The 17,255-nt window shown below is 70.9% G+C and carries 13 protein-coding genes; 7 read left to right on the forward strand and 6 right to left on the reverse strand.

Features of this window, described 5'->3' with window-relative positions:
- Positions 1–154: 154 nt before the first annotated feature.
- The 3 genes from K6T25_RS05205 to K6T25_RS05215 all read right to left on the reverse strand — a co-directional run bounded on the left by K6T25_RS05205 (position 155) and on the right by K6T25_RS05215 (position 5,527).
- Positions 155–994 (reverse strand): DUF7847 domain-containing protein, encoded by an 840-nt coding sequence (locus tag K6T25_RS05205; protein WP_222917039.1) that lies wholly within the window; start codon positions 992–994, stop codon positions 155–157.
- Positions 995–1,260: 266 nt separating this feature from the next.
- Entirely contained in the window at positions 1,261–3,915 is a 2,655-nt protein-coding gene (locus K6T25_RS05210; protein WP_222917041.1) for a DNA topoisomerase I, read from the reverse strand.
- A gap of 97 nt (positions 3,916–4,012) precedes the next feature.
- Positions 4,013–5,527: a serine hydrolase domain-containing protein gene (locus K6T25_RS05215; RefSeq protein ID WP_222917043.1), complete on the reverse strand. Its 1,515-nt coding sequence runs from the start codon at positions 5,525–5,527 to the stop codon at positions 4,013–4,015.
- Positions 5,528–5,659: 132 nt separating this feature from the next.
- Between K6T25_RS05215 and K6T25_RS05220 the strand changes: the two genes are divergently transcribed.
- Together K6T25_RS05220 and K6T25_RS05225 are read left to right on the forward strand one after the other, a co-directional pair.
- Positions 5,660–6,403 carry a creatininase family protein gene (locus K6T25_RS05220; RefSeq protein ID WP_222917045.1) on the forward strand — a complete coding sequence of 248 codons (744 nt, stop codon included), beginning with the start codon at positions 5,660–5,662 and terminating at the stop codon, positions 6,401–6,403.
- Positions 6,404–6,485: 82 nt separating this feature from the next.
- Positions 6,486–7,235 carry a class I SAM-dependent methyltransferase gene (locus K6T25_RS05225; protein WP_222917047.1) on the forward strand — a complete coding sequence of 250 codons (750 nt, stop codon included), beginning with the start codon at positions 6,486–6,488 and terminating at the stop codon, positions 7,233–7,235.
- A 26-nt stretch (positions 7,236–7,261) separates the two neighbouring features.
- Here the strand turns inward: K6T25_RS05225 and K6T25_RS05230 are convergent, their stop codons facing one another.
- The 3 genes from K6T25_RS05230 to K6T25_RS05240 form a co-directional block, all read right to left on the reverse strand.
- On the reverse strand, positions 7,262–8,347 hold the full coding sequence (locus K6T25_RS05230) for a bactofilin family protein (RefSeq protein WP_222917049.1): 1,086 nt from the start codon (positions 8,345–8,347) through the stop codon (positions 7,262–7,264).
- A 109-nt stretch (positions 8,348–8,456) separates the two neighbouring features.
- Positions 8,457–10,331, reverse strand: coding sequence for a S9 family peptidase (locus K6T25_RS05235; RefSeq protein WP_222917051.1), 1,875 nt, complete (start codon positions 10,329–10,331; stop codon positions 8,457–8,459).
- A gap of 67 nt (positions 10,332–10,398) precedes the next feature.
- Entirely contained in the window at positions 10,399–11,859 is a 1,461-nt protein-coding gene (locus K6T25_RS05240; protein ID WP_222917053.1) for a M20/M25/M40 family metallo-hydrolase, read from the reverse strand.
- Positions 11,860–12,000: 141 nt separating this feature from the next.
- On the opposite strand from K6T25_RS05240, the gene K6T25_RS05245 reads away from it, so the two are divergent.
- From K6T25_RS05245 to K6T25_RS05265, 5 genes are all read left to right on the forward strand, one after another.
- Entirely contained in the window at positions 12,001–13,083 is a 1,083-nt protein-coding gene (locus K6T25_RS05245) for a metal ABC transporter substrate-binding protein (protein ID WP_222917054.1), read from the forward strand.
- Positions 13,080–13,820, forward strand: coding sequence for a metal ABC transporter ATP-binding protein (locus K6T25_RS05250; RefSeq protein WP_222917055.1), 741 nt, complete (start codon positions 13,080–13,082; stop codon positions 13,818–13,820). Before K6T25_RS05245 ends, K6T25_RS05250 begins: the two co-directional genes overlap by 4 nt.
- Positions 13,820–14,872 carry a metal ABC transporter permease gene (locus K6T25_RS05255; RefSeq protein WP_222917056.1) on the forward strand — a complete coding sequence of 351 codons (1,053 nt, stop codon included), beginning with the start codon at positions 13,820–13,822 and terminating at the stop codon, positions 14,870–14,872. The genes K6T25_RS05250 and K6T25_RS05255 overlap by 1 nt, the downstream gene beginning before the upstream one ends.
- Before the next feature lie 52 nt (positions 14,873–14,924).
- On the forward strand, positions 14,925–15,626 hold the full coding sequence (locus K6T25_RS05260; protein ID WP_222917057.1) for a DUF8127 domain-containing protein: 702 nt from the start codon (positions 14,925–14,927) through the stop codon (positions 15,624–15,626).
- Between the two features lie 104 nt (positions 15,627–15,730).
- Complete coding sequence (locus K6T25_RS05265) at positions 15,731–17,245, forward strand: MATE family efflux transporter (protein WP_303646389.1); 1,515 nt, start codon at positions 15,731–15,733, stop codon at positions 17,243–17,245.
- Positions 17,246–17,255 lie beyond the last annotated feature (10 nt).

Consider the following 17,255-nt stretch of genomic DNA (forward strand, 5'->3'; position numbering starts at 1 on the left):
TCCGTGGGGACTCGGATCTCACGCGGATATACACATCGCGTACGTCTACGGGCACCCCCAGCCGATCACCGATGTCGGTAATACCCTAGTGGTAACCGTCTCGCGACCGGCGCCATCGTCGCCGGCGCGACCCCGCTGTCGGGGCTTAGCGGGATCACCGAGTAACGGCCGTCGTTCGCGTTTCTGCTGTCAGTTCGCGGTAGTACGCCACCGAGAGCGTCCCGAAGAAGCCGCCGAACAGCGTCCCGAGCACGACGACCAGCGCCGAGGCGCCAACCGCCCCCGGCGACGGCAACGAGACGACGAACGGGTCGACGGGCGCGCCGGACATCGACGGCGCCGCCAGCGCGGACCCGAGGCCGACGACCAGTCCGAACGCGCCCGCGAGCACGCCGACGAGCAGCGAGTACCCGAGCACGCTCACCACGTTGCGGCGGACGACGCCGACGCTGTGTGTGATCGAGTCGATCGCGTCGTGGCCGTCGATCACGATCGCCTGCCCGTAGAACTGGATCAGGAACGCGACGACGAGGTACGCGAGCACCGCCGCGAGTACGACCAGCGCGAGGACCGCCAGCAGCGCGGTGTTCGGCCCGCCGGTGCCCGCCCCGCCGCCGGGGTAGAAGCTGACGGCGCCGACGATACCCGCGATGAACGCGATCGCGCCGAGGGCGATGTTCACGCCGAGGAGGATCAGGTACACCACGAACACCGACACGAAGTGCTTCTTTCCATTGGCGACGAACGTCGACAGCGACGTGTCCCCGTCGAGCGCCTCGTCGGCCATGCCGATGAATCCCGCCTGAACGAACGGAACGAGCACGAGATACAGCGCCGACAGCGCCAGCGAGACGAGACTGGCGAGGATCGGCGCGCTCGACTGCAGCAGCAACTGGGGCACCTGCAGCAGGGTCACCACGAGCACGGGCACGAACAGGACGGGGTTGGACGCCAGCGTCGACGGCGTCCGCCGGAGGGCTGTCTGGAGGGCCACGGCTGAACACTCGTTCAGCCACTGATAAATGTACTGACTGGTTGACCGTGGAGATCCGTCATCGGCGTGCTCCTCAGCGCGTGACCGGAGCGAACGAGCGGGCCGACGACCGAACGGAGCGATTCGAGATGACGGAGGAGTGCGTTCGAGTCACAGTTCGCCGAGCGACCGAGCACCGCGAGGGAGCGCAGCGTGGTTCGAGACGGCTTCGCCGTCTCGTTCATCACGAGAGAGCATCGCTCTCTCGAACGACAAACGGTGGGTGTTCAGTTCGCCTTCGCCTGCCAGTCACGCACCGTGTCCGCCCCGACGCCGTTGACCTCCTCCGCGAGCGCGTCCGGCTCCGTCTCCTTGAGCGAGGCCACGTCGTCGACGCCGGCGTCCTTCAGCTTCTCGGCGGTTTTCTCGCCGATCCCGTCGATCGTCTCCAGCTCCGATCCCCCCTGCTGGGACTCGTACTCCCGGTAGTTGCAGATCGGACAGCCCAGCTCCCACGGCTCGTCGCCCGAGTGGACCACGAGATGCGGGAGGTCGTGCTCCTCGCAGCGCTCGTCGGTCACCTCGATCTCCCCTCTGCGCGGCAGGGGCAGCGAGTAGTCGCAGTCGGGATATCGGGTGCAGCCGACGAGCCGCGACCCCGAGCGCAGGCGCTTGATCGCGAGTTCGCCCCCGTGCTCCGACGAGTCGCTCGACTCGCGGCTCACGTCGTTCGCCGCTCGCCCTTCCGAGGCGCTCGCGTCGATCGCGCCTCGCTCTCGCTCCTCGTCTCCGTCCGCGGCGCTTCGCGCCGCGCTCTCCCCACATTCTGGACAGACGCCGATCACCTCGTCCTCCTGCTCGTCCGCCTCGTCCGCCTGACACTGCGGGCAGCCGTGGACGAACGTCTTGCGCCCGGCGAGCATTTTCACGTGGTTGATGCCGTGGTCGTCGCACACCTCGTCGAGGATGAGCGGCTTCCCCGTCGACGGCAGCGGCAGGGTGTACTCGCAGTCCGGGTAGCCGTCACAGCCCACGAAGTACGAGCCGGCGCGCGACTTCCGGACGAGCAGGGTGTCGCCGCACTCGGGACACGGGCCGAGCTGTTTGTCCGCCTTCAGCGACGTCTGGAGGTGGTCGCCGACCTCCTCGCGCGACTCGGCCAACTCCTCGAACACCCGCGAGAGCATCTCCCGGGACTCGTCGGCGACCTCCTCGAACCCCTTCTCGCCCGCGGCGATGGCCTGCATGTCCGCCTCGAGTTGGGCGGTCATCTCGTCGCTCACGATCCGGTCGGCGAACTCCTCGGAGGCCTCGACGACGGCCTTCGCGAGGCCGGTCGGCCGCGGCGGGTCGCTTTCGATGTAGCCGCGGTCGTACAGCTTCTGGATCACGTCGTGGCGCGTCGCCTTCGTCCCGATGCCCATGTCCTCCATCGTCTCGATGAGCCGCGACTGGCCGTAGCGGCGGGGCGGCTGGGTCTGCTTGGCCTCCAGCGCGGTGTCCACGACCGCGAGCGCCTCCCCCTCGGACACGTCGGGGACGTAGCTTTCGTTGGTCGAGAAGTACGGGTACACCGCGTGATACCCCTCCTCGGTGAGCCGCTTGCCGTTGGACTTCAGCCGCAGGGGGCCGTCGTCGACGCCGACGGCGTCGTCGCCCGCCTCGATCTCGGTGACGACGCGGAGGTGCTCCCACTCGGCGTCGGGCGCACACGTCGCGAGGAACCGGCGCACGACCAGCTCGTACACCTCCCACTCGTCGTCGGACAGCTCCGAGGGCGCCGGCAGCTCGCCCGTCGGGTGGATCGGCGGGTGGTCGGTGGTCTCCTCGTCGCCCTCGGTCGGCGTGATGTCGTCCAGCTCCAGCACCGACTCGGCGTCGTCGCCGAACCGCCGGCCCATCGAGAGCTCCTCCAGCAGCTCGCGCTCGTCGAGGTCCTCGGGGTAGACGGTGTTGTCCGTCCGCGGGTAGGTCATGAACCCGGCCGTGTACAGGTCCTCGGCCATGCTCATCGCGCGCTGGGCGGAGTAGCCGATCGAGGAGGCCGCGCGGATGAACTGCGTCGTGTTGAACGGCGCGGGCGGCTCGTCGGTCCGCCGGCGGCGACGCACGGAGGAGACCGTCGCCGTCCCCGCATCGCGCAGGCGGTCGTAGACGGCGTCGGCGGTCGCCTCCTCCCAGACGCGCTCGGCCTCGGTGCCGTCGTCGTCCTCGTAGAAGTACTGCGCGTCGAACGAGTCGTCCTCGGTCGTCTCCTCGCCCTCACGCTTCAGCAGGTCCGCGAACAGCTCCCAGTAGTCCTCGGGGTCGAACGCCTCGATCTCCCGCTCGCGGTCGACGATGAGCTTCAGCGTCGGCCCCTGCACCCGGCCGACCGAGATGAAGTCGTCGCCGAGCTGTCGGGCCGACAGCGAGAGGAACCGCGTCAGCGACGCCCCCCAGATGAGGTCGATTATCTGCCGCGCCTCCCCCGCGGCTGCCAGATCGAAGTCGATCTCGTCGCGGTCATCGAACGCCTCGGTCACCTCGCGTTCGGTGATCGACGAGAAGCGAACGCGGTCGACGGGCACGTCCTCGTTGACCTCGCGGATCAGCTCGTACGCCTCCTTGCCGATCAGTTCGCCCTCGCGGTCGTAGTCGGTCGCGATGACGACCCGGTCGGCGTCCCGCGACAGCAGACGCAGCGCGCGGACGATCCCCTCCTTCGTCGGTCGCTTCCGGACGGGCGCGTCGATGAGCTCGACGGGCTCCACGTCCCGCCAGTCGTCGTACTCCGGGGGGAAGTCCACCGCAACGACGTGACCCGACAGCCCGATGCAGCGGGTGCCGCCCCAGCGGTAGACGTTGACGCCGGCGCGCCGCTCGGTGTCGAAGTCCTCGTTCGAGAGGATCTCCGAGAGGCGCCGCGCGGCGTTGTCCTTCTCGGTGACGATCAGTTCCATCAGTTGCCGGGGAGTATGCCGAATCCCCTTGTAACCCTTTCGCGTGTCGCGGTCACACGATCCGGCCGGCGGTCACGCCGACGAGCCGGGAGGGCGGCTACTTCGGCACGTCAGGGCCGTCGGCGACCTCGTGGAGGTGCCAGCGGTCGTACAGGAGATCGACGCCGAACTGATCCCTCGGCCCCGACCCCTCGTCGCCTCCGTTCCCGTCGTCGACGCGGAACTCGACGGGCACCCGCTCGCCAGCCTCGTTGGGTGTGGAGAACACGTAGGGGTCGTCGCCGTCGGCGGCTGTCAACGGCAGCGACTCGGTCCCGAGCGGCCCGGCCAGTTCGAGCCGCAAGCCGCCGCCGTCGCGGGCGACGACCGCGCGCATCACCCCTCGATACGAGGCGTACTCGCCGGTCAGACGATCGAAGCGGCGGCGACGCGCGAAGAACGGCACCGCCTCGGACGGCTCCTCCCCGAGCGCACACGCGAACACGCCCTCGGCGAGCCGGACCAGCGGATATCCGGGTGTGGCGTTCGCGGCCACCGCGACCCCCAGTCCCGCCTCGGGACTGAAGCCGACGTACGCCGTCGAGACGGCGATGGAACCGGAGTGGCCGACGAGTTCCCGGCCGCACGACTCGCGGGTCCGCCAGCCGAACCCGTACGGCCCGCCGGGCGTGTCGACGCGCCCCTCAGTGAGCGCCGCGACCGACTCCGGAGAGACGACATCGCGGCCGTCGAGGGTCCCCTCGTTCAACAGCAGGCGGGCGTACCGCGCGAGCCCCGCGACCGAGGCGAACAGCCCGCCGGCCGGCCGCGACAGCTCGCGGACGGGAACCGACGCCGCCACGAGATCGTCTCGACCCCCGCCGTCGCCCCCGTCACTGGCGGGGCCCGGGCCGACCCCACGGTCCTCGCGCAGGTACATGGTGGCGTGGTCGTCGTCCATCGCGAACGTCGCGTCGTCGAACGTGGCGCGGTCGAGCCCCAGCGGGTCGAGGACGTGTTCGGCGATGTAGCGGTCGTACGGGCGCCCGGTACACGCCTCGATCACGTCGCCGAGGAGGACGTACCCCTCGTTGCTGTAGGCGAACCGCTCGCCCGGGGCGCCGACGCGTTCGTCGCCGCCGGCCGGCGATCCACCCGCTGCGCCGCTCCCCGCCCCGACGGCGCCCTCGACGTGTGCACGGAAGTCCGCCGCCGTCGACAGCGGGAGCGTGTCGGTGTCGCGGCGGAGCCGGCGGCCGATGAGCGCCTCGCTCGTCCCCAGCGACGGGAGGCCGGACGCGTGCGACAGCAGGTGTCGCAGTCGGATCGGGTCGTCGGGGTCGCTTCCCAGATCCACGTCGAGGTGGTCCGACACGGGGTCGTCGAACTCGAGCATTCCCGCCTCGGACAGTTGCGCGAGCGCCAGCGCCGTCACCGACTTGGTGACCGACCCGACGCCGTACAGCGTCTCGGGCGTCGCCGGCCGGTTCCCCGCCAGATCGCGGGCGCCGAAGCCCTCGGCGTAGCGGACGCCGTCGCGGTCGACGACGGCGACGCTGACGCCCGGGAGCCGGTCGCGCCGCATCGTCCGCCGGATCAGGTCGGCCACCGCGGCGCGTGCCTCGTCGTTCATGCTCGTGGATCGGGCCGGCGCGACTTCAATTCGCGTGGCCCACCGCGGCGCCGTCGTGACCCTCACACGCCGTCACGGTTCTCGCGTGCCGGTTCCCGAAGGAGTATCATCCGGGCCGCCCGGCGGGACGGTATGCCCGAGACCGAACACGACCTCGCGACGATGACGTGGGAGGACGCCGGCGACGCCTTCCTGAGCGCCGACGCCGTCGTCGTCCCCACCGGCAGCACCGAACAGCACTCCGTCCACCTCCCGCTGTCGACCGACAGCCTCCGCGCGGAGCACCTCTCGGCGGAACTCGTCGAGGCAGCGCCCGACCACGGCCTCGACCTGCTGCGCGCGCCGACGCTTCCGTACGGCTACAGCGAGCATCACATGCCGTTCCCGGGGACCGTCACCCTCTCGCAGGACACGTACAAGCAGGCGTTGATCGACGTCGGCGCCTCCCTCGCGGAGCACGGCGCCGAGCGCGTGCTGTTTCTGAACTGTCACGGCGGGAACAAGCAGGCGCTGTCGCTGGCGACGGACCGGCTGAACCGCGATCACGACATCGGCGCCCACTTCGTCCACTGGACGGACTTCGGACGCGACGAACTGGAGGAGCACTTCGGCGAAGGGTGGGGCCACGCGGGCGACCACGAGACGAGTTTCATCGAACTCGTCCGCGACGACCTCGTAAAGGCTGATAAGAAGGAGCCGCAGGACGCCGACGACCTCCCGGAGACCCGTTCGTGGACGTACTTCTCGGACGTGACCGAGTTGGGCGGGATGGGCGACCCGACGAACTCCGACCCAGAGTTCATGGAACAGGTGGTGGAGAACACGACCGACCGGATCTTGGAGGCGTTGGCGGAGGACATCGAGAACGGGTGGTGAGGGGCGGACGGATACGGCGTCCCCCTGTCGATCGGACACACGCCCACCGAGGGATTAATCCGCCGACGCCGGACGAGCCGATATGCGCGACGACGCGATCACCGAGGCGGAGCTGTACGACCTCCGCCACCGTGACGACGAGCGCGACGACGTGGAGTTCTACGTCGATCGCGCGCTCGAGGCTGGCGGCCCGGTGCTGGAGATCGCCTGCGGCACCGGTCGGATCCACCTCCCGCTCCTTCGGGCCGGCGTCGACGCCCACGGCGTCGACGTGAGCGCCGAGCGACTCGACCGACTCCGGACGAAGGCCCGCTCGGAGGGGCTCGATCCCTCGGTCCGCGAGGCCGACATGACCGCTCTCGATCCCGACCACGCGTACGACCTCGCGATCTGCCCGTACAACTCGCTCCAGTTCGCGCGGACGCTCCCGGCCCTGCGGGCGACGCTCTCGGGCGTCCACGACGCGCTCGCGCCCGGCGGCCGGTTCGTGTTCGACGTGTTCGTCCCCGACTTCGACGTGATCTGTGAGACGTACGACGAGTGGGAGGAGACGACCGTCGAACGGGCGGGGCGGACGTACACCGTCCGGTCGCGGGCGACCGTGACCGGCCCCGTCGAACAGCTGTTTCGCGTCGAACGGGAGGCGCTGACGCCGGAGGGCGATGTCGTCCTCGCGGACGCCTTCGAGCTCGCGATGCTCCCGAAGCGCCTCGTTCAGGCGGTGGTCGAGGACTCCCCGTTCGCCTCGGTGTCGGTCGCCGGCGGCTTCGACGGCGACCCGATCGCGGAGGGGGACAGGACGCAGGTGTGGACGCTGGAGAAAGAGGCGTAGTCGGAGCGCAGGGGTCGACCCGTGGGCTACGCCGTCGCGTCGCCGGTTCCGCCAACCTCCGTCTCCGCGGGCTCATCACCACGGCGCCCGGTTCGGCGGGCGTTGAGCGCGAGGACCACCGCGCCCGCGCCGACGACCGTGAGCGCGAGCCGGAACAGGCCGCCGCCCGGGACGAACTGCGAGAGGCCGACGAGGAGCACGCCGACAACGAGCGCGATCCACCGCGCGGCGGAGCCCTCGTCGCGGTCGAGCGCCCGCAGCGCCGCCGTCCCGAGGACGTACGCGCCGAACACCAATCCGATCCAGACGAACAGGCCGTAGCCGGCCGCTCCCAAGAGCGCGAGCGGAATGCCGACGATCGTGATCGCGAACAGGACCAGCAGGACGGGCACGAGCACGAGCGCCGCGATGCCGACGCCCCCGCTGCGGGCAGCGCGCTCGATGCCCGTCGCCTCGACCTCGCTCACGAACCGCGGCACGGCCAGCAGCAGGACCGCACCTAACGCGAGGTGCGCGAGCACGGCGTACAGGGCGCTGAGCCACGTGGGGACCGTGAACTGTAGCCCGGTGAACGCCGTGTTGCCGAGATCGACCGCGCGCACCTCTCCGGCGACCTGACCGTCGTTGACGAGCGACTGGACGTCGTGCCGGAGGTCGCCCTCGATCGACGCCGACGAGCCCACGCGGAGCGTCTCGGCGGCGACCGTGACGGTCCCGCCGACGGCGCCGTCGAGCAGAGCCTCCCCGGCGGCGATGTCGAGGTCTCCGCCGACCTCGCCCGACTCGCGAAGCGTGAACGACCCGGTCGCGAGTTCGACCGACCCCTCGACCGTGCCCTCGACTGTCACTGCACCGGCGCTCCCGCTGAGGTCGCCGGTCACGACGCCCGTCTCGGCGATCACGACCGTTCCGCCAACGGCGTTCACGTCGCCGTCGACGGTTCCGCGGACGATCACGGTGCCGCCGACCGCGTCGAGATCGTCGCCGATCGTCTCGCCCTCGGCGACGACGACCGTTCCACCGAACTGCGATTCCGCGGCCGCGACGGGCGCGCTCGCCGTCACGACGACGAGGAGCACGACCACCAACGACCGCATCGCTGCGCTGTTCATAGCAACCCACTGTTTCAAATGTGAACGCATAAACACGTGTGGCGATTGCACAGCACGGCACACGCCGGGCGGGAGGAGGACGCCGACAGGGCAGCGAGTGGTGACGCGGTCAGACGTGCGCGTCGAGGAAGTCAGCGATCGCCTCGAACTCCTCGATCAGGTTCTCGCGGCTCGTCGTGTGGTGTCCCTCGTCCTCGAAAACCAGCGTCTCGACGGGGACGCCCTGCTCGCGGACCGCCTCGGCAACCTGCTTTGCCTCGCCGACCGGGACGCGCGGGTCGTTCGCGCCGTGCTGGACGAACAGCGGACACCGGACCTCCTCGATGTGCGAGAGCGGCGATATCGACTGCAGGAGCTCGTAGTCGTCCTCGAGACTGCCGTACTCGGCCTCGCGGTGGCTCCGGCGCCACTCGCCGGTGTTCTCGAGGAACGTCGTGAAGTCCGCGATGCCGACGAAGTCGACGGCCGCGGCCCACAGGTCGGGGTACTCGGTAATAGCCGCCAGCACCATGAAGCCGCCGTAGGAGCGCCCGTACGCGACGATGCGGTCGTCGTCGATCGCGGCCTGCCCGTGGAGCCATTCGACGCCGGCGGCGACATCCGCCACCGAGTCCATCCGCTTCTCCACGTCGTCGAGGTGCGAGTACGCTTTTCCGTAGCCCGAGGAGCCGCGGACGTTCGGCTCCAACACCGCGTACCCGCGGTTCAGGAAGTACTGCTTCGTCGGATAGAACCACGGTCGGCGCTGGTGCTCGGGGCCGCCGTGGATATCGACGATGGCCGGTACCTGTTCGTCCGGATCCGCCGGGTCCACGCCCGGCGGGAGCGTCCAGTAGGCCGGGATCTCGCGGTCATCGAACGTCTCGTAGTGGACCGTCTCCGGCGCGTGAAACGCCGTGTCCGGGAGGCCGTTGCGGCCGACGGGGGTCCAGTCGGTGACCGAGTCGTCGCCGGCGCCGAGCGCGACCTCCCGGACGCCGTACGGCTCCGTCGGCGACGTGTGCGTGTACGCGAGTCGCTCGGCGTCGGGGCCGAACGTGAGCCCCTGGACGATACCGTCGATCGCGGGCGCCTCGACCGGCCGGAGTTCCGGGTCGTCCGCGTCGCCGGCGAGCGTCCCCGCGTGCAGCGACGAGTAGCCGCCCTCGTTGACCGCGTACGCGAGACGGCCGGCGTCGCGGTCGAACGCGAGCGCATCCACGTCCCACGCCTCGGTTCCCGGCTCCCCCGCCCCCTCGTCGTCCCCGGCGACGGGTGTCACCGCGCCAGATTCGAGCGAAAGGCGGCCGACGTAGGCCGTGTCGCTGTCGCGGTTCGTCACACACAGCAGGCCGCCCTCGCCGTCGAAGTGGACGTGCGAGTACGTCGCCTCGGAGCCGTCCGAGAGCGTCCGCGTGTCCCCGGAGTCGAGGTCGAGCACGAACAGGTCCTCGTCGTAGCTCGAGTGCGCCTTCGTGAGCACCAGCCGGTCGCCGCCGGGGCCGAACGCGGCGACGTTCAGCCAGCCGCCGGGCCCATCGTACACGCGCTCGGGGTCGCCCGCCTGCGTCTCCGGACCCCCGACCTCCTGCACGTACACGTCGAACCGCCCGTCGTCCTCGCGGTTGGCCGCGTAGGCGATCTGGTCGCCGTCGGGCCCCCACGCGCCCCACGCGTGCTTCGACTCGGGATCGTCGGTGAGCGGGCGCTCGACGCCCGTGGCGAGGTCATAGTGGATGAGCTGGTCGCGCTCGTTGCTCCCGCGGTCCATGGCGTACACGAACGACTCGTCGGCGGGCGAGGCCGCGAGCGCGGAGACGCGCTCCTCGTGCGGGGTGAGCCGCGTCGGCCACGCGCCGGCCTCGTCGGCGGTCCACACCTGCGGGGTGCCCGAAGTGTCCGCGAGGAAGAGGAGGCGGCCCTCCGGGGTGAGCGTGGGCGAGTCGACGTGTTCGATCGCGAGGAACCGGGCGACGCCGGAGCCGGCGGCGACTGTGTCAGGCATACGCTCACGGCGTGCGCCTCGCGGCTAAAGCGTTCGGCAGGCGGCGAACGAGACGGGCCGGCGCCGACTACAGGTCGGCCTCGGCGACCCGCTCCAGGAACGCCGCCGTGGTCCGGATCCCGTTCTCGAAGCAGTCCAGGTCGAGGTGCTCGTTCGGCGAGTGGTTCCCCTGATCGGGGTTCGCGTACGGCACCACGAGCACGGGCACGTCCGACAGCGCGTCGACGCGGCGGAAGAACGCCGCCGGGAGCGACCCGCCCAGCACCGGTAACTCGACCGGTTCCGCGTCCCACACGGCCGACAGCGCGTCGATCACGGGCCCCGCAGCCGGCGACCCGACGGGCGTCTTCATCGGCGGGAAGCCGGTGCCCTTGGTGACCTCCACGTCCGGGTGTACGCCGGCGACGTGCTCCTCGATCCGCTCGAAGACCGTGTCGGGGTCCTGTCCGGGGACGAGCCGGGAGTCGAGCTTCGCGGTCGCGGTCCGCGGGATGGCGGTCTTGCTCCCCTCGCCCTGATAGCCGGCGTCGAGACCGTTCACCGTGACTGTCGGCTCCAACAGCAGGCGCTCGTAGTAGTCGCGCTCGGTCGCGAAGTGGGTGAGGTCCAACTCCTCGCGCACCTCGTCGGCGTCGTTCGGGAGGCGCTCGACCAGCTCGCGGTCGGCGTCGGTCAGCTCGATGCCGTCGTGGAAGCCGTCGACGGCGACGCGGTCGCCGCCGCTGGGGTAGCCCCGGTCTGGATCCGTACCCTCGCCGTACTCGGTGAAGGACGCGACGACCTCCGCGAGTTCGGTGGCGGCGTTCGGAACCGGCCCGCCGAAGTTGCCGGAGTGGAGGTCCGCGTTCGCGGTCTCGAGCTCCAACTGGAACGTGAGGATCCCGCGGTTCCCGTAGATGAGCGTCGGTCGCCCCGAGCGGTGCTGTGGGCCGTCGGCGACGTATATGAGATCCGCGTCGCGAACGGCGGCGGCCGCGGGAGCGTCCGAGTCGGCGCCGGGGTCGTCGACGCCGGTTTCTCCATCCAGATACGCCTTCAACCCGAGGCTCCCGCTCTCCTCGCCGCCCTCGACGAGCAGCTTCACCGTCACCTCCGGCACCGCGTCGGCGGCCGCAAGCGCGTCCAGCGCGAACGCGTGGGTCGTGAACTGCCCCTTGTTGTCGCCGGCGCCGCGGCAGTAGACGCTCCCATCGCGAACCGTCGGCTCGAACGGCGACGAGTCCCACTGCCCGGGGTGCTCGGCCGGCTGCACGTCGTAGTGGCCGTAGAACAAGACCGTCGGGGCGTCCGGGTCGGCGGCGACACGCTCGCCGTACACGAGGGGATAGCGATCCGTCTCGATCCGCCGGGCGTCGAGGCCGTGGTCGGCGAGCAGGTCCCGGACGGCGTCCGCGCCGGCGTCCATCCCCTCGCCCGTGGCGCTCACCGTCGGCAGTCGCAGGAGGTCGAACAGCGACTCGCGGTAGTCGTCGAGGCGCTCGGCGATCGCCGGATCGGCGGCGGTCGCGGACGCGGATGCGTCGGACATACCCGCTACTGTGCGACCGGAGCCTTCGCCCTTTGCCCGCCGGCGCGGCGTGCCGGTACCCCGAACCGAGGGTCGTTGCTAACACAGTACCACTTTCAATGCTAAAGTTAATATTCCAGTGGTCTTTATTAATAACCAGAGATGGAACACACGCGACGAGCCGTCCTCGGAGCCGTCGGTGGGGTCGGCGCGGGCACAGTAGCCGGCTGTCTGGGTTCGCGCGCGGACGGCGGTGCGACCGCCGGCGACGACGCGGGAGCGGGCGATGCGGCGGTACAGGCGACGTTCTTCGTTTTCGGCGATCTCGCGAGCGCGGTCGCCGGCGACGCGACGAGCACTGACCTGTTGGTTCCGGTCGGACAGCACGGTCACGGCTGGGAGCCCGGGCCGCGTGTCCGCGAGTCGATCCGGGCCGCCGACCTCCTCGTCCACGGAATGTCGGGGTTCCAGCCGTGGGCCGACGACATCGCCGTCGACCTCGCGGCCGACGACGCCGGCGTCCGGACCGTCGACGCCAGCGCCGACGTGGACCTGCTGGCGCCCGACGAGGAGGGTGACCACGACCACGGCGCCGAGGAGGACCACAACCACGACGAACACGAAACCGAGACCGACCACCACAACGAACACGAAACCGAGACCGACCACCACGACGAGCACGAGGGCGATGAGGATCACGGCCACGGAGCCGGAACGGATCCTCACTTCTGGATGGACCCGCTGCGCGTCCGCACCGCGGTCGGAACCGTCCGGGAGGCGCTCTCGTCGGTCGACCCCGGCGGGGCCGACGCCCACGAGGCGAACGCCGCGGCGTTCCGAGTGGAACTCGACGCGCTCCACGAGCGCATCGACTCGACGATCGCCGAGGCCGACCGCGACGTGCTTCTCGTTGCGGGCCACAACTCCGTCCGCTATCTTGGCGAGCGATACGGCCTCCACGTCGAGACGCTGACGGGATTGGCACCGGACGACCGCCCGACGACGCGCGACATCGAGCGCGCGCAGGCGGTCATCGCCGAGCACGACCTCCGCCACGTCTGTGCGGACCCGATCGAGTCGCAGCGGGCGGCCGACCAGCTCGTCGCCGAGACGGATGCCGAGGCGGTGCTGCCGCTGACAGCGATGCCCGGGCTGACCGACGAGTGGGCCGAACGCGACTGGGGCTACCTCGACGTGATGCGGGAGGTGAACGTCCCGACGCTGGAGCGGGCGCTGCGGCGATGACGGCGGCCGTCGACGTGCGCGAGGCGACGTTCGCCTACGGCGACCGACCGGTGATCGAGGACGTGTCGCTCACGGTCGAGGCCGGCGAGTTCCTCGGCCTCGTGGGCCCGAACGGGTCTGGGAAGACGACCCTCCTCGAACTGCTGATCGGCCTGCGCCGTCCGGACAGCGGCACGGTCTCGCTGTTCGGCGAACCGCCCCACGAGTTCGCCGACGGCGAGCGCGTCGGCTACGTCCCGCAGGACGTGGGCGAGGCCGCCGGCGGGATGCCCGTGACCGTCGAGGAGGTGGTCCGGATGGGCCGGTACCCGCACCGGCTCTTCCGGCGGTTCCGCGACGAGGACCGCCGGGCGGTCGCGGCCGCGCTGGAGCGCGTCGGGATCGCCGACATCGCGGACCGGCGGATCGGCCGCCTCTCGGGCGGCCAACGTCAGCGGGCGTTCATCGCCCGGGCGCTCGCCGCCGAGGCGGACCTCCTCGCGCTCGACGAGCCGACCGTCGGCGTCGACGCCGAGTCGCGGGAGGCGTTCTACGACCTCCTGCACGAACTGAACGACGAGGGAATGACGGTCGTGCTCATCGAGCACGACATCGGGGTCGTCACGACCCACGCCTCCGAGATCGCCTGTCTCAATCGGGAGCTGTTCTTCCACGGCGACCCCGAGACGTTCGTCGAGACGGACGCGCTCGCGGCGGCGTACGGGAACGCACAGCACGTCGTGGCCCACGACCACTGATGACGGCACCGACCATCCCGCTCACGGCCGCCGGAGGAGGCGTCGTCGACCGGGTGCTTGCGGTCCTGCTGGACGACCTGTGGGGCGGCCTCCTCGACGGTCTCGCGGGCGCGGCCGGCGTCGACGTGCTCTCGTTGCCGTTCATGCAGCGGGCGTATCTCGCTGCGGTGTGCGTCGCGATCGTCGGCCCGCTCGTCGGGAGCTTCCTCGTCCACCGCGAGATGGCGATGATCGGCGACACGCTGGCGCACGCGGCCTTCGCGGGCGTCGCCGCCGGCCTGTTCGTCAACGCGGTCCTCGCGGTCGCGGTGCCGCCGCTGGCGACCGCGCTGGTCGTCGCCGCCCTCGCCGCGCTGGTCGTCCAGACGCTCGTCGACTACGCCGGCGCCTACCGCGACACGTCGCTGGCGATCGTGCTCACCGGTTCGTTCGCGGTCGGGAGCGTGCTGATCACCGCCGCCGACGGCGGCATCGCCGTCGGGATCAACGCCTACCTGTTCGGGTCGCTGGCGACCGTCTCGCGCGCGAACGCCGGGGTCCTGCTGGCGATGACGACCCTGGTCGGCCTCGCGGTCGGCGCCGCCTACCGGCCGCTGGTGTACGTCACCTTCGACGAGGTCGGCGCCCGCGCCGCCGGCATCGACGTGACGCGGTACAACCGCCTGCTCGCGGTGCTCACCGCGGTGGTCGTCGTCGGCGCGATGCAGATCATGGGCGTCATCCTCGTCGCCGCGATGCTCGTGATCCCCGTCGCCGCCGCGTCCCCCGTGACCGGCTTCAAGCGGTCGATCGCCGCGAGCGTCGCCGCCGGCCTCCTCGCCACCGTCGCGGGCGTCACGCTGTCGTACTGGTACGACGTCGCCGCCGGCGGGACGATCGTGCTCACCGCGATCGCCGTGTACGGGGTCGTTGTCGTCGGGTCGCGCCTGCGCGGTCGCCTCGCGTCCAGTCGTCGCGAACGGGGCGCGCGGGCCAACGCGGACGCGGTCGGTACCGACGCGGGAACCGGATCCGGGACGGTCACGGCGGACGGCGGCGACGGCGCCGAGTGACTCGGTCGGTGGGATCGCCCCTTTCATGCCGGTTCCGGAACTGGCCAGCGCTATGGACACCCGTTCGCGCGCCCGTCTCGCGCTCGCCCTCCTCCTCGTGACCGCGCCCCTGTGGGGGCCGCCGTTGGACCTCACCGGCACGGACTACGCCTATCGCACCGCCGAGATCGACGTCGACGGCGGCGAGGTCTCGATGACGGAACGAGACTACTGGCGGGGACCGACCGATCGGATCGCCTGTTTCTCGACGCTCGCTGCCATCGATCGCGACCGCGGCTGCTATCTCGAATCGCGCCTCCGCGACGGGAACGTCAGCGTCGACTATCCCGGAATGGGGAGTTACGGCGGTGACCCGCAGGTATTCGGCCCGGACTACGTCGTCTTCGGGACCTCCGGCCCAGTCTACGAACGGACCGTCTCCCACGACGCGGCGAACGGGTCGTTCGTGCTCGGAGTCGACCGGGTCGACCCCGAAGTGGCCCTCGGCGACGTGGCGAGCAATCCCGAGGGTGCACCCCCCGCCGTCCGCGAGGCGCTCGACACGGGTGAGGCTCGCCGCGACGACCCGATCCGGGGACACGATCCCGGACGGATCTATCGCGACGACGGCCGGTTCGTCGTCGTCTACGAGGAGGAGATCCACGACGGATACTCCGAGCAACCCGGCGTCGAGCGCGCGTTGGAGGGGGTCGCGGTCCTGTTCGGCGCGCTCACCCTGTACCAGGTCGGGCGCGACAGCGTCCGGGAGTCGTAACGGCGGGTTCCACCTGAGGGACCGACGGGGGCCGGATTCCGGCCGCGACGACCGTCTCCACAACTGTTAGGCGCCAGCGAACCACCCGGACAGTAGACCCCTCCATGCCGAACACCGACGCGCGCGTCGACATGACCGAGGGAGCGGTGGCGCCCCGGTTGTTCAGCCTCGCGTGGCCGCTCGTGCTCGGCAACCTCCTCCAGACCCTCTACAACCTCGCGGACGTGTTCTGGGTGGGCCGAGTCAGCCCCGAGGCCGTCGCCGCGGTGTCGCTCATGTTCCCGCTCTCGTGGATGTTCGTCTCCACGGCGATGGGCCTCACCGCGGCGACCATCGCGCTCGTCTCCCAGCACGTCGGCGCCGGCGAGGACCGCCGGGCCGACGAGGTGGTCGGCCAGACGACGCTGCTGGCGATCGGCGTCTCCGTCGTGTTGGCCGCCGTCGGACTGCTCGCGCGCCGCCCGCTGTTGAACTGGATCGGCGCCGAGGGCGTCGTGTTCACGGAGGCGCTGGCGTACATCGAGGTGATCTTCCTCACCCTCCCGCTCACGTTCCTCTTCTTCGCCTTTCGTGCCTCCCTGCAGGGCGCCGGCGACACCAAGACCGCGATGTGGCTCGTGGCCGCCTCCGCAGGCGTCAACATCGTCATCGACCCCGTGTTCATCCTCGGGGTCGGACCGATCCCCGCGATGGGGACGCGGGGCGCCGCCGTCGCGACGTTCATCTCCCGCGCGCTCGCCGCCGCGGCCGGGATCTACGTCCTCGTGAGGGGGGACTGGGGGATCCAGCTCCACCTCGGCGACCTCCGGCCAAACCCCGCGGTGCTGCGCAAGCTCGTCGATATCGGGTATCCGGGCACGCTGGACGGCTGGGCCCGCTCGTTTGCCGCGGTGGCGATGGCCGCGCTGGTCGCGCGGTTCGGCCCGGCCGCGACCGCCGCCTACGGCGTCGGCGTCCGCCTGATGTCCGTCTCCTGGAGCGTCGCCGGCGCGGTCGGGCAGGCGACGGCGACGGGCGTCGGGCAGAACCTCGGCGCCGACACGCCCGACCGCGCGAGCCGGGTCGCGTGGACCGCCACCGGCGGCACGATGGCCGTCCTCGCGCTCGCGGGCGCCGTCGTCTGGTTCCTCCCCGCCCTCGCGATCCGCGTGTTCGTCAACGACGCCGCCGTCGTCGAGGAGGGCGTCTCGTTCCTCCGGATCACCGCGCCCGCGTGGGCCGCCTTCGGCGGGCTGATGGTGCTACAGGGGGCGTTCCGCGGCGCCGGCGACACCCGCACCGCGATGGGGCTGTCGCTGCTCTCGCGGTGGGGGCTGCGCATCCCCGCGGCCGTCGTGCTGGCGTACTCGTTCACCGTCGTCGTCCCCGGAGTCGGCCCGGTGTCGGGACTGGGGCTCGGCCCCGACGGCCTCTGGTGGGCGTGGACGTTCGGCGCGGTCGGGTCGCTGATCGTGGGAGCGCTGTGGTTCCTCCGGGGGACGTGGACCGAGGGCGTGGTCGAACGAGACGAGGGGCCGGAACCCGGTCTCGACGCGGCGGGAGGCTCCGACCGCGACGGCGAAACGAGACCCGACCACGACGGCGACGACGGCGATGGCGACCCCGCGACCGACGACTGACCCGAGATCG

The sequence above is a fragment of the Halobaculum rubrum genome (genome assembly GCF_019880225.1).
Classification (GTDB): Archaea; Halobacteriota; Halobacteria; order Halobacteriales; family Haloferacaceae; genus Halobaculum; species Halobaculum rubrum.